The organism is Blattabacteriaceae bacterium (assembly GCA_036390115.1).
In the GTDB taxonomy this organism is placed as follows: domain Bacteria; phylum Bacteroidota; class Bacteroidia; order Flavobacteriales; family Blattabacteriaceae; genus DASQPV01.
Map to the genome: position 1 here is coordinate 79,054 of DASWCM010000003.1, position 14,266 is coordinate 93,319.

General features: G+C 30.7%; 7 protein-coding genes. 6 read left to right on the plus strand and 1 reads right to left on the minus strand.

Annotated elements, in window-relative coordinates:
- Positions 1 to 16 precede the first annotated feature (16 nt).
- The 5 genes from alaS to lpdA are packed head-to-tail and all read left to right on the plus strand — an operon-like array spanning position 17 to position 9,192.
- Positions 17 to 2,656 (plus strand): alanine--tRNA ligase, encoded by a 2,640-nt coding sequence (gene alaS, locus VF849_00600; GenBank protein HEX9232536.1) that lies wholly within the window; start codon positions 17 to 19, stop codon positions 2,654 to 2,656.
- Between the two features lie 30 nt (positions 2,657 to 2,686).
- A complete protein-coding gene (locus VF849_00605; GenBank protein HEX9232537.1) occupies positions 2,687 to 5,389 on the plus strand; it encodes a 2-oxoglutarate dehydrogenase E1 component in 2,703 nt (900 codons plus the stop codon).
- Between the two features lie 17 nt (positions 5,390 to 5,406).
- Positions 5,407 to 6,540 carry a 2-oxo acid dehydrogenase subunit E2 gene (locus VF849_00610; GenBank protein ID HEX9232538.1) on the plus strand — a complete coding sequence of 378 codons (1,134 nt, stop codon included), beginning with the start codon at positions 5,407 to 5,409 and terminating at the stop codon, positions 6,538 to 6,540.
- 4 nt (positions 6,541 to 6,544) lie between these two features.
- Complete coding sequence (sucC, locus tag VF849_00615) at positions 6,545 to 7,723, plus strand: ADP-forming succinate--CoA ligase subunit beta (GenBank protein HEX9232539.1); 1,179 nt, start codon at positions 6,545 to 6,547, stop codon at positions 7,721 to 7,723.
- Positions 7,724 to 7,779: 56 nt separating this feature from the next.
- On the plus strand, positions 7,780 to 9,192 hold the full coding sequence (gene lpdA / locus VF849_00620) for a dihydrolipoyl dehydrogenase (protein ID HEX9232540.1): 1,413 nt from the start codon (positions 7,780 to 7,782) through the stop codon (positions 9,190 to 9,192).
- On the opposite strand, the gene metE is transcribed toward lpdA, so the two are convergent.
- Entirely contained in the window at positions 9,189 to 11,465 is a 2,277-nt protein-coding gene (gene metE, locus VF849_00625) for a 5-methyltetrahydropteroyltriglutamate--homocysteine S-methyltransferase (GenBank protein HEX9232541.1), read from the minus strand. The two genes, lpdA and metE, sit on opposite strands and share 4 nt — an antisense overlap.
- 905 nt (positions 11,466 to 12,370) lie before the next feature.
- Between metE and ftsH the strand changes: the two genes are divergently transcribed.
- Complete coding sequence (gene ftsH / locus VF849_00630) at positions 12,371 to 14,254, plus strand: ATP-dependent zinc metalloprotease FtsH (GenBank protein HEX9232542.1); 1,884 nt, start codon at positions 12,371 to 12,373, stop codon at positions 14,252 to 14,254.
- Positions 14,255 to 14,266: the final 12 nt, after the last annotated feature.

A 14,266-nucleotide genomic window follows, 5' to 3' on the forward strand; every position in this document is an offset into this window, starting at 1 on the left:
CCAAATCTACAAATAGATGAAATCTATAGAGGTTAGAAAAAAATTTTTTAAATTTTTCCAAAAAAAAAATCATAAAATTATTCCTTCAGTTCCTATAGTTTTAAAAGATGATCCTTCCCTTTTCTTTGTTAATGCTGGAATGAATCCATTCAAAAATTATTTTTTAGGAAATGAAAAACCTCCGTATACAAGAATAGTCGATAGTCAAAAATGTCTTCGTGTTACTGGAAAACATAACGATATAGATGATGTTGGTAATGATACTTATCATCATACAATGTTTGAAATGCTAGGAAATTGGTCTTTTGGAGATTATTTTAAAAAAGAAGCAATTTCTTGGGCATGGGAACTTTTAACAGAAAAATATAAAATTTCTGAAGAAAATCTCTACGTTACATTCTTTAACGGAGATCCCAATTTACCAGCAGATGAAGAATCTTATAACTCTTGGAAAGAAATTTTAACTAAAAATCGCATAATCCCTTTTGGGAAAAAAGATAATTTTTGGGAAATGGGATTTACTGGGCCATGTGGCCCATGTTCAGAGATTCATATAGATTTACGAAATCATAAAGAAAAAGCTAAAAAACCTGCTTCAAAATTAATCAATAAAGGACATCCCTATGTTATAGAAATATGGAATTTGGTATTTATAGAATTCTTTCGAAAATCAGATAATTCTCTATATAGGCTACCTGATCGTCATATTGATACAGGAATGGGGCTTGAACGTCTCTGTAGAATTTTACAGAAGAAATCTTCCAACTACGAAACTGATCTTTTTCTTCCATTAATTAGGAAAATTGAAAAATGCATTGGAAAAAAATACGGAGAAGATAAAAATCTGGATATTTCTATGCGAGTTTTGGCAGACCATATACGTGCAGTTTCATTCGCTATTTCTGATGGCCAGAATCCTTCTAATACTGGAGCAGGATACATTGTTCGCAGAATACTTAGGAGAGCTATGGGATACTCCTTCCGTTTTTTATCCAAAAAACAGGCTTTTATATACAAACTTGTAGATACTTTGTCTGATGAAATGGGCGAAATTTACCCTGATATTTTCAAGCATAAAGCATCCATAAAAAAAATTGTTAAAGAAGAAGAAAATATATTCTTGAGAACTCTTAATCAAGGAATTATTCGCATGAATAATCTTATAAAAGAATACAAAAACAAAAAAGAAAAATTTATTGACGGAGTTCATATTTTTGAATTATATGATACTTATGGATTTCCTCTAGATTTTTCTAGAATTTTAGCCCGAGAAAACGATTTAAAAATAGACAAAGATGGCTTTGAAAAAGAAATGATGAAACAGAAAAAACGATCTAAAAAAGGAGGATATACAGAAAAATTTGATTGGATCGTACTACTAGAAAATTCAGAGAATTGTTTGATCGTGTCTGATCAACTAGAAATTGATACTAAAATTAGAAAATTTAGAAAAATGGAAGATTCTTCTGGAAAATATTTCCAAATTGTTTTTGATAAAACTCCATTTTTTCCTGAAGGAAGTGGGCAACTAGGAGACACTGGTTGGATTATTAATAAGTCTGAAGATAATATTCATATTTTTAATACAAAAAAGGAAGAAAATCTCATTGTTCACTTAGTGAAAAATATACCACTGCATCCTTTAAAATTTTTTAAAATACGTGTTGATGCTATTAGAAGGAGAAAAATAGAAAAAAATCACACGGCGACACATTTACTTTATTATATTCTCCGGGAGATTCTAGTAATTAGGCAAAAAGGTTCTTATATAGGACCAGATAGACTTCGTTTAGATTTTTCTAACTCAGAAAAATTAAGTGTCTCAACTCTTGAGTTAGTAGAAGATCGTGTAAATAAAATGATTCAAGAAAAACTTTCAATAGAGGAGAATAAATCTATTTTATTGCTAGAAGCTAGAAGAGAAGGAGGAATCGCTCTTTTATCTAAAAAGTATAGAGAAAAAGTCCGAAGCATCCGTTTTGGTAATTCAGTGGAACTTTGCAGTATTACTCACGTTTCTAATACAGAGCATATAGAATACTTTAAAATTCTTTCTGAATCTTCCATTTACTCTGGAATTCGTCGAATTGAAGCAATTACTTCAATTGAAGTAGTTCGATACCTTGAAAAGGTATGTAAAAAGTATAACGTACTTCTAGAAGTTTTAAATTTCCCCAATGATACTATTAAAAAAGTAAAAAATCTGTTAGAAGAAAATAATATTTTTAAATGCGATTTAAAAAATATTACTAGGCAAAAGATGAATTTTTTAAAAAAAAAATTGTCTTCTAGATTCAAAGACTCTAAAAAAGAGAAGGATTTAAAACTAATTGTTGAAAAATCAGATTTAAATACTGATTCTTTAAAGAAAATTGCTTTGGAGCTTCGGAGAGAAATCTCCAGCCTAATAATTATTTTAGTTTGCTTTCATTCTAAAAAAAAAGTAGTGATTTTTTCCGCTATTTCGGATAATCTTATTCATCATAGGGGTATGAGTGCTTATGCTATTGTTCAATATTTAGCTACTAACATAGGAGTAAAATTTGGGGGAAAAAGTTTTTTTGCTGAAGCTAAAGTAGATAATCTGGAAGGTTTGGAAGAAGCTTTTCGTAAAGCCAAATTGTTCATAAATTCTATGAACTATTCTTTTTACTAGAATTTTTTAGGGTAAACTTTTTTAAAAATTATGGAAAAATACTCCTTTTTAAACGCTGTACATCCAGAACATATAGAAGAGCTTTATCATAAATATCTGGAGGATTCAGATGTTATCGAACCAACCTGGAAATCTTTTTTTCAGGGATTTGATTTTTTCCAAGAAAATTACGTTAGAAAAAAAGATTGTCTTTCCTCAGAAATTTCTTCTAAAGAATTCAAGGTTATTGATTTGATAAATGCCTCTAGAACTAGAGGCCATTTTTTTGCTCTAAAAAATCCTCTACTAAATAAACATCCCGAAATAGCACTAGATTCTTTTGGTTTATCTGAAGAAGATTTAGATACAGTTTTTAAAGCACCCAAGATAATTGGGTTACCCCCCACTTCCTTAAAAAAGATTTTGAAACATCTCAAAACTGTTTTTTGCGAATCTATTGGTATTGAATACATGCATATTCATGATGTTGAAAAAATAGAATGGATACAAAAGTGGATTAATTACAAGAAAAATCATCCCCAACTCTCTTTCGAGAAAAAAAAACTTTTATTTGAAAAACTTAGTAAGGCTGTTCTTCTAGAAGATTTTCTTCATACTAAATTCATTGGACATAAAAGATTTTCTATTGAAGGAAATGAATCTCTTGTCCCAGCTCTTTACGAGTTAGTGGAATATGCCTCTGATTTTTATAAAGTAGAGAATATTGTTTTTGGAATGGCACATAGGGGAAGATTAAATGTTCTTTCCAATCTTTTCAAGAAGAATTTTTCTAAAATTTTTATTGAATTTTCAGGTAAAGAATATGAAAATTCTTCTTTTTCTGGAGATGTAAAATATCATTTGGGATTAACTACTATAAAAAAAAGTAGAAGGGGTAATTCCATCCAAATAAATATGACCCCGAATCCCTCTCATCTAGAAGTTGTCGGAGCTATTGTAGAAGGGATTAGTAGGGCCAAAATTGATCTGCATTATGCGGGAGATTCAGATAAAGTGCTTCCTATTATCATACATGGCGATGCTGCAATTTCTGCACAGGGAATAGTTTACGAAGTGGTTCAAATATCCTTTCTTAAAGGATACAAAACTGGAGGAACTATTCATCTTGTTATTAATAATCAAGTTGGATTTACTACAAACTATTTTTCTGGTAGATCAAGCATTTATTGTACGGATATAGCCAAGGTTTTGCTTTCTCCAGTGCTTCACGTTAATTCTGAAGACATGGAATCTGTAATACATGCTATTCGTTTCTCCGTCGATTTTAGAATGCGATATCACCAAGATGTTTTTATTGACTTACTTGGTTATAGAAAATACGGACATAATGAAAGTGACGAACCTCGTTTCACTCAAAAATCTCTCTATAGAATAATAGCTAAAAAAATTAGCACTAAAGAGAGTTACAGAAAAAAATTAGAAAAAGAGGGGGTAATTGATTCTACTTTTAGAAAAAAAGTTGAAAACAACTACAAAAAATCTCTAGAAAAATCTTTCGAAGAATCGAAGAAAATTGAATTCAATAAACTTGATGTTTTTATGTCCGATGCCTGGAAAAGGTTTTCAAAATACAAAAAAGTTTTTGAAAAAATTGACACTAGATTTTGCATAGATCGATTATGTGATATTGGAAAAATAATTTTTACACTTCCACTTGGAAGAAATTTTTCTAAAAAAACTGAAAGACTATTTGATCATCGATATCAAATAGTTTCAAAAGAAAAAAGAGTTGATTGGGGAATAGCTGAACTATTAGCATATGGGAGTCTTCTTGACGAGGGATACCATATTCGTGTATCTGGGGAAGATGTGGAAAGAGGAACTTTTTCCCATCGTCATTCTTTAATAAAGTCAGAAGATGAAGAACCCTTTATTTTACTCAATTATATAAGAAATGGACAAGGAAAAATTCAGGTTTATAATTCCCCACTTTCTGAATATGGGGTACTAGGATTTGATTTTGGATATTCTATAACTTCTCCTAATACTTTAACTATTTGGGAAGCTCAATTTGGGGATTTTAGTAACGTTGGTCAAGTCATAATTGATCAATATATTTCTTCAGCTGAAGAAAAATGGAAGATCCAGAGTGGATTAGTTTTATTCCTTCCACACGGATATGAAGGACAAGGAGCTGAACATTCTTCCGCTAGAGTAGAACGTTTTCTTCAGCTTTGCTCCGATAAAAACATTTTAGTGGCAAATTGCAGTACTCCAGCTAATTTTTTCCATCTTTTACGAAGACAAATGAAGGTTTCCTTTCGTAAACCATTAATTGTTTTTACTCCTAAAAGTCTACTAAGACATTCTCTTTGTTCTTCTTCTTTAGAAGAATTGGCTAATGGTTTTTTTAAGGAAATTCTTGACGATGATTTTGTGGATCCTCAAAAAGTGAGGAATTTAATATTCTGTTCTGGAAAAATTTATTACGACCTCTTTAATAAGAGGAAAGAAACTTTAAATGAAAAAACGGCTATTATTCGTTTTGAACAACTTTATCCTTTAAAAAGATCTTGTATTGAAAAAATTTTAAAGCGTTATCCTAGTAAAAATAGAATGATATGGGTACAAGAAGAGCCAGAAAATATGGGGGCTTGGTCTTATTTAATAAAAAGTTTTCGAGAGTTTCCTTGGGAGCTAATTTCTCCTAAAGAAAGCTCTGTATCATCTACTGGATCTTATCAAAACTTTTTAAAAATACAGGTATCTCTACTAGAAAAAGCGTTTCAATAGTTAATTTATTAAAAATTATGATTTTAGAAATAAAAGCTCCTTCCACTGGAGAATCAATAACTGAAATAGAAATTTCATCTTGGCTCGTAAAAGATGGAAGTTATGTTCCTAAAGGAAAAATTATTGCAGAAATAGATTCAGATAAGGCAACATTGGAAATATCAGCCCCAGATAGTGGAAAAATTAGGCTAAAAGCTAAAAAAGGGGATATAGTATCAGTTGGTGATATTATTGGGCTAATCGATACCGATTACTCTTTGGAAGAGGCCCCAGAAGTACCAGAAGAAGAAGTAACTCTTTACATACAGGCTCCATCTGGAAAAAAAATTTTTTCTGAAAAAGGAATTGATACAGTTAAAGGAGGCAAAATTCTAAAAAAAGATGCTTTAAATGCAAATATGGGAAGCTTTACTACAAGGACTTCCCGATCGTTTAAAATATCTATGCTTTCTAAACTTAGAAGAAAAATCTCAGAAAGATTAGTTTCAGTAAAAAATAATACAGCCATTCTCACTACTTTTAATGAAGTAGATATGAGCCAAATTTTTTATTTGAAAAATAAATTCCAGGAAAAATTTAAAGAAAAACACGGGGTAAACTTAGGATTTATGTCTTTTTTTACAAAAAGTTGTGTAAGAGCTTTGAAGCTATATCCTGATGTTAACGCAATGATTGATGGAGAAAATAAAATTAGTTTTGATTATTGCGATATAAGTATTGCAATTTCTGGGCCTAAAGGATTAGTTGTTCCAGTTTTGAGAAATGCTGAGTTTATTTCCTTTAAGGGTATTGAACAAGAAATAAAACGTCTTTATATACGTGTGCAAAAGGGCGTCATTTCTGTTGATGAAATGACAGGAGGAACTTTCACCATAACTAATGGTGGTGTTTTTGGGTCCATGCTTTCTACTCCTATTATAAATCCACCTCAGAGTGCAATTTTAGGAATGCATAAAATTGTAGAACGTCCTGTTGTAATTAATGGTAAAGTACAAATACGACCTATAATGTATTTAGCTCTTTCTTATGACCACTGTCTTCTTGATGGGAGAGAGGCTGTAGGTTTTCTACTCTCAATAAAAGAATCAATAGAAGATCCCATAAATTATTTGATGGGATCAGATCCAGAAAAATCTTTAGAATTATTCTAGAAAAATGAATGTCCACGAATTTCAAGGAAAAGAAATACTAAATTTTTTCGTAGTTGAAACTCCGAAATCATTTTTGGTTTATACGGAACAAGAGGCTTTAGAAGCCGCTAAAAGGCTTTCTGTAAATTTCTCCTGTTTAGAATCTTATGTTATTAAAGCACAAGTCCATGCAGGAGGAAGGGGTAAATGTGGAGGAGTTAAACTGGCAAAAAACTTAAAAGAGGTTAGAGAAAAGGCTTATAAAATTTTAGGAATGTATTTAGTTACTCCTCAAACCTCTGAAAAAGGAAAACTTGTCCGAAAAGTCTTAGTTTCTGAAGATGTTTATTATCCTGGAACTATGGAGTATTATATTTCGATTTTTCTAAATAGGTCCTTAGGAAAAAATATGATTTTGTATTCTCCAGAAGGAGGTATGGATATAGAAAGTGTCTCTAATCCAGAAAAGGTTAAAACAGAGATTATAGACTCAGAAGAGATGAAAGCTTTTCAAGCAAGAAAGATTGCTTTTAATCTCCATTTAAAAGGAAAAGCGTTTAAAGCTTTCGTAAAATTTATTACTACTTTATATAGAGCATATGTTAAAAGTGATGCTTCATTATTGGAAATTAACCCAATGATTAAAACTTATGATGAGAGAATTCTAGCTGTAGATGCTAAGGTAGTTATCGATGAAAATGCTTTATTTCGTCATTCTTATTACAAAACTTTGCGGGATAATCAAGAAGAAAATACTGAAGAAGTGGAAGCTTCTAAAGCTGGATTAAACTTTGTTAAATTAAACGGTAATGTAGCTTGTATGGTGAATGGAGCAGGATTAGCTATGGCAACAATGGATATGATAAAATTTTCAGGTGGAAGTCCAGCTAATTTCCTAGATATAGGGGGAACAGCGGATGAAAATCGCATCGAAAATGCTTTTAGCATAATTTTGAAAGATTCATCTGTTGAAGTTATCCTTATTAATATATTTGGAGGTATTGTACGTTGCGATTTAGTCGCAAGGGTAATCATTACTTGCACAAAGGATTTTTGTGATACAATTCCTATTGTTATTAGATTGAAAGGGACTAATTTTGAAAGATCTAGGGAAATAATTAATCGAAGCGGGTTACACTTTCATTCAGTAAATTCTATGAAAGAAGCCGCAGAAAAATTGAAAACTTTATATAAAAGTTCTTAAATCACAAAGCATTGTATGTACAATAAGTCAATATGCTACTAAAAAAAGGCATTATGATGAATGAATTAATTAATTATGATATCGTTGTTATAGGATCTGGACCTGGAGGGTATATATCAGCTATACGTGCTTCTCAACTTGGATTTAAAACTGCACTTGTTGAAAAATATAATACTTTAGGTGGAACTTGTTTAAATGTTGGTTGCATTCCATCAAAAGCTATTTTAGATTCATCTGAACATTACTTTCAATCCCAAAAAACTTTTTTAAATCACGGTATCAGTTTTAACTCTCTAACTTTAGATTTCCAGAAAATGATTTTCAGAAAGGAAAAAGTCGTAAAGAAAATTCTAGAGGGGTTAAAGTTTCTTCTTCGAAAGAATAAGATAGATATTTATCATGGAGTAGGTAGCTTTAAAGAAGAAAATCATTTAATGGTTTATCAACCAGATAATATTGTAGAAATAAAATTTAAAAACGCTATTATTTCTACTGGATCTAAGCCCAGTGATTTACCCATTCTAAGAATAGACAAAAAAAAAATCCTTTCGTCTACCCAAGTTCTTTCTTTAACTGAGGTACCTAAACGGTTAACGATTATTGGGGGAGGAGTAATAGGTTTAGAATTAGGAGTAGCTTATCAAAGATTGGGTAGTGAAGTTTCCATTATTGAATCTTCTGATCGTATCATTCCAAAAATGGATAAAGGTATAAGTAAATATCTACAAAAAATTCTAAAAAAAATAGGGATTAAATTTAACCTTTCTTCCTATGTTAAAGAAGTAAAGTTTAAAAATAATGAAGTCATTATAAAAGGTAAATCTCAAGGAGAAAGAGATTTCGAAATCTCTGGAGACTATTGTTTAGTAGCTATTGGTAGGAAACCTTATACAGAAGGTCTGGGATTACAAAATATTGGAATCGAAATAGATAAGAGCGGGTACATACTAGTCAATAAATATTTACAAACTAATGTAAATAATATTTACGCAATAGGGGATGTAATAGGAGGATCCATGCTAGCTCATAAAGCTGAAGAAGAGGCTTTATTTGTAATTGAACATTTGTCTGGCCAAAAACCCCTGAAAATTAACTATAATCTTATCCCTGCAGTAATTTATACATGGCCTGAAGTAGCATCTGTCGGGTTTACCGAAGAAGAATTAAAAAGGAAAAATATACTATACAAAATAGGAAGTTTCCCAATGTTTGCTTTGGGACGTTCTACATCTAGTGGAGATGTAGAAGGATTTGTGAAAATCTTAGCATCTGAAGAGACAGATGAGATACTGGGAGTACATATGATTGGGGCGAGAGCTTCAGATATAATTATGGAAGCGGTAATAGCTCTGGGATTTAGGGCTTCTTCTGAAGATCTATATAGAATTTCTCATCCACATCCAACTTTTTCTGAAGCTATTCGTGAATCAGCACTTTCTGCTTTTAATGGGAATCCTTTACATATTTAGTTTAAAAATTTTTCCCTAGCTATTTGAGCAGCTTTTACCATATTTTTTAGGGATTCAATTGTTTCAGGCCATTTTCGAGTTTTAAGCCCACAGTCTGGATTAACCCAAATATTTTTACCGTATAAAACCATAGAAGCTTTTTCAAGTAAGGAACACATCTCCTCTATTGATGGTATTCTAGAAGAGTGAATATCATAAATACCTGGACCAATATCATTGGGATATTTAAAATTATAAAAAGCCTTTAATAATTCCATATGAGAACGAGCGTTTTCTATGGAAATTACATCCACATCCATATTAGCGATATATTCTAATATATCGTTAAATTCACTATAACACATATGAGTATGAATTTGCGTTTCATCTTTCACTCCGTTAGAGGAAATATGAAAAGCTTGAATGGCCCAATCAAAATAATTTTCCCATTTTTCTTTTTTCAGGGGTAATCCTTCCCTTAAAGCTGGTTCATCAATTTGAATGATCTGTATTCCAGCTCTCTCTAAAGACTGGACTTCATCCCTGATAGCACAAGCAAGCTCTAAAGCTGTTAGAGATCTGTTTTGATCATTTCGTACAAATGACCATTGCAGAAAAGTAACAGGACCTGTTACTATTCCTTTTATGGGCCTTCTAGTTAGGCTTTTAGCAAAACTAGACCAATATACAGTTATATCCTTAGCTCGGCTTACATCTCCATAAATAATAGGAGGCTTAACACATCTACTACCATAACTTTGAACCCATCCATTTTTCGTGGATAATACGCCATTAAGTTGTTCTCCAAAATATTCCACCATATCGTTTCTCTCGAACTCTCCATGTACTAAAACATCTAATCCAATTTCCTCTTGGATTTTTATAGACTTTTTGATGAACTTTTTAATGATTCCATTATACTCTTTCTGAGAAAGAAGTTTATTTTTAAATTTATATCGAAGACTTCTTAGATCAGGCGTTTGTGGAAAAGATCCTATAGTTGTTGTTGGAAAATTCGGTAATAGAAGTTTTTTTTTCTGAATTTTCTTCCGTATTTTGAAAGAATTTTTACGATTAAGATCCTTTTCCACTAGCTCCATCTTTACACGATCCTTCCCACTTTTATTGGGAATAAATGCAGACCTTTCTTTTTTATTTATTTGAAGCAAATTGGTTTCCCCTTTGATGATTCTATCAAGTTCATAAAGTTCTTTAAGTTTTTGCTTGGCAAAAGCCATTCTTTCTTTAAGATCAGGATGAATTTTATATTCAAAATCCAAATCCATAGGAACATGGATGAGGGAGCAACTTGGAGCAAGCATTAAACGATCTTCACCTAAAAACTCCTTTGCTTTTTTAATTTTTTTTATTGATTCCGTGTAATCATTCTTCCATATATTTCTTCCGTCTACTACGCCTAGGGAAAGAAAACAATTTTTAGGAAAAAATTTTAATATGACATCTAATTGATTAGGATTTTGAATTAAATCAACATGAATAGCTTCTGTAGAAAGATTAAATGCTAAATCTATATTTAGATCAATACTTTCAAAATAAGAACTCAAAATAATTTTGAGTTCTGTGTGTTTTTTTATTTCTTGGTAAACATACAGAAAAGCTTTTTTATCTTTTTCTGTTAGATGAAAGGATAAAAAAGGTTCATCTAATTGTATCCACTCTGCACCAAGAGTTTTAAGATTATTTAAAACATCTATAAATACTGTTATTATTCTTGAAATTAAGTCAATTCTATAAAAATTCTCTTGTTTTTCCTTACCTAATAGGAGATAGGAAATAGGTCCAAGTAAAACTGGTTTAGCTTTTTTTCCTAAAATTTTTTTAGCTTGTATAAATTCATCAAAAACTTTTTTCGAAAATAGGAAAAAGGTCTGATCCAACGAAAACTCTGGAACGAGGTAGTGATAATTGCTATCAAACCACTTTGTCATTTCCATCGCAGGTATATCTCGTTTATTTTTTTGATATCCTCTTGCCATTGTAAAGTATAAGTCTATCGGTTCTACCTCAGACTCAGAAAGTAATGAAAAATATCTATGGGGAATAGCTCCTAGTAGAAAAGACACATCTAGTACATGATCATAAAAGCTAAAATCATTACACGGAATAAGGTCTAATCCAGCGTCTTTTTGTATAGACCAATTTTTTTTCCGAAGTATTTTGGATAAATACAAAAAATGTTTCTTACTGAGGCTTCCAGCCCAATATTTTTCACAGTTTTTTTTTAACTCTCTATGGACCCCTATTCTTGGATAGCCCAGATTGTGTTTTAACATTATTGTTTGATGCTAAAAGATCATTTTATTGTAGGAATTGGGTTAATATGGACTATTTTTCTCTATTTTAACCCTTTTCTTCAGGAAAATGGTCTCTAAGGTAAATTATTTTTAACAAACTTTTTTCTCAAAAAGATCCTTCTTCTAGAAAAACAATTTTGGAAAATGATGTATTGAAAATAGAAGTTTCTAATATAGGGGGAACTGTATTGAGTTAAAAAATTTAAATATGACAAAAAGCATTTAATCCTTAAAAAAGTTTTCTTTTTTATTCAAATATAAGTTTGTTATCGAAATATACAATTAATACTTGTTACTTGACAAAACTAAAAGAGGAGAGAGACTATTTACGACTAAGTTTTAAGTCAAATTTACTGGAATATGTTTATATATTTAGAAAAAAAATTCATTATGGAATATCTATCTATATGAGAAGCAAAGTGCATATTAAAAAGAAACAGCAGTATAAATTGGCATTAGTCCAATGTCAGTTCTTCTTTTCTACAACTTACCATTTTTTCTTCTATATTGAGATTTTTTACCAATCTTCTTAATCTAAGAGTAAAAAGTTTTCTATGGGTAAATGACTTAACTTATTAAGATTCTATTTTAGAACTACCTACACTTACTTTTATATCAGCTTTGGTTTTTTTTTTGTATATTACTCAAATATATCCAGGACAGGCTTTATACCTATGGATTATATATTTTGATGTTATTATTCATAAACAACTATGCTATTTACTTATATTCCATAAGGGATAATATAATTAATATATTTTTTTATTTCTCATTAAGCATTTAATTTTGTTGGACGAAAATAAAATTAGGAAAAAAATATAAACTAAAAAATTTTTAATACAACTACTTTTTTTTTTATAGTTTTTTTTAAAAAAAAATTAAGTATGGAAAAAAAATATAAAAAGAATATATTTTGTATATACGCAATTATCCTATTTTTTTTTATAGGAGTATTTGTTTCCTACAAATCTTCCTTCTCTAAGATTAGAAGGATCGATCAGGATAAGTTTTTTAAAATACTTTCTTTGGGAAAAATTGAAAAAGTTACTGTTCGTCGTAAAGAAATAGTTGATGTATTCCTAAAAAAAAGGAATATTTATAAAAAAAATGGATGTTTTTTTGAAAAAAAACTCAAAAACATTATAAGTTTTACAAAATATGAATTTGAAATTGGAGATCTTCAATTATTTCAAAAAAAATTCGAGGAATATAGAAGAATATATAAACTTAATACAAGTATTGATTTCAAAAATAATCAGTATTGGCCTCTAATCAGGGTTATTTTAGATTATGGCTTTTTTATTGGATTATTTATTTACCTTTGTATTTTCGCAGCTAGAATAATTATTCCTGGAGTAGGAGGACATCTTTTTAAGATTGGAAAATCTAAAATACACTCATTTGAGGAGACAAAAATTAAGTTTGATGACGTAGCAGGAATGGAAGGTGCGAAGGAAGAAGTTCAGGAAATTGTTCAATTTTTAAAATATCCTCAAAAATATACTAGACTTGGAGGAAAACTACCTAAAGGGGCTCTATTAATAGGACCACCTGGTGCAGGTAAAACTCTATTAGCAAAGGCTGTAGCTGGTGAAGCTAAAGTACCTTTTTTTCCATTAGCTGGTTCTGAATTCGTGGAAATGTTTGTTGGTGTAGGAGCTTCAAGAGTAAGGGATATTTTTGACAGAGCGAAAATGAGATCTCCATCAATTATTTTCATTGATGAAATTGATGCAATAGGTAGGGCACGTGGAAGGTCTAGTATCAATGGTTCTAATGACGAAAGAGAAAATACCCTAAATCAATTACTTACTGAAATGGATGGTTTTGATACAAATACAAACGTAATAGTTATAGCAGCTACAAATTGTGCTGAAATATTAGATAGAGCTTTGCTTCGTCCTGGAAGATTCGATAGAATTATTTTTATAGACCTCCCAGAACTAAACGAACGTAAAGAAATATTTAAAGTACATATGAAAAAGATTATTTTTTCAGAAAAAATAAATATTGATTTGTTAGCCCAGCAAACTCCTGGATTTAGCGGAGCTGATATTTCTAATATTTGTAATGAAGCAGCTCTTATAGCCACAAGAAAAAACAAAGAAAGTGTAGAAAATCAAGATTTTATTGATGCAATCGATCGTATTATTGGGGGACTGGAAAAAAAGGGTAAAATAATTACGACAAATGAAAAAAAAAGAATTGCTTATCATGAAGCAGGGCATGCTGTAGTAAGTTGGTTTATTGAGCATACAGCTCCATTAGTTAAACTAACTATAGTTCCAAGAGGAAAATCACTGGGATCTGCTTGGTATCTTCCAGATGATCGAAAAATTATTACTAGAGACCAGATGAAAGATGAAATCTGTGCTCTTTTAGGAGGAAGAGCTGCAGAAGAAAATATTTTCAATGATATTTCGACAGGAGCTTTGAATGATTTAGAGCGAATAACAAAACAAGCCCAATCTATGGTTTCTATGTTGGGGTTAAACGATCGGATTGGGAATATTTCGTATTCCAGTCTTAAAAATGGGATTGAGTACGTTTTTGTAAACCCGTATAGTGACAAAACTGCTCAAATTATAGATGAAGAAGTATCAAAACTTATAAATACTCAGTATAAAAGAGCTAAATCTATACTTAATAAAAATAAGGATAAATTGGATCTATTAGCAGATAGACTTTTAGAGCAAGAAGTAATTTTAAAAGAAAATTTAGAAGAACTATTAGGGAAAAAACCCCAGAGTAGGGGCACCACACACTAGTGTGGTGCAGAT

Excerpts from the sequence above, each read along its gene's own strand:
- VF849_00610 (HEX9232538.1), top strand. The coding sequence starts at position 5,407 with ATGATTTTAGAAATAAAAGCTCCTTCCACTGGAGAATCAATAACTGAA.
- VF849_00605 (HEX9232537.1), top strand. The coding sequence starts at position 2,687 with ATGGAAAAATACTCCTTTTTAAACGCTGTACATCCAGAACATATAGAA.
- sucC (HEX9232539.1), top strand. The coding sequence starts at position 6,545 with ATGAATGTCCACGAATTTCAAGGAAAAGAAATACTAAATTTTTTCGTA.
- alaS (HEX9232536.1), top strand. The coding sequence starts at position 17 with ATGAAATCTATAGAGGTTAGAAAAAAATTTTTTAAATTTTTCCAAAAA.
- ftsH (HEX9232542.1), top strand. The coding sequence starts at position 12,371 with ATGGAAAAAAAATATAAAAAGAATATATTTTGTATATACGCAATTATC.
- lpdA (HEX9232540.1), top strand. The coding sequence starts at position 7,780 with ATGAATGAATTAATTAATTATGATATCGTTGTTATAGGATCTGGACCT.
- metE (HEX9232541.1), bottom strand. The coding sequence starts at position 11,465 with ATGTTAAAACACAATCTGGGCTATCCAAGAATAGGGGTCCATAGAGAG.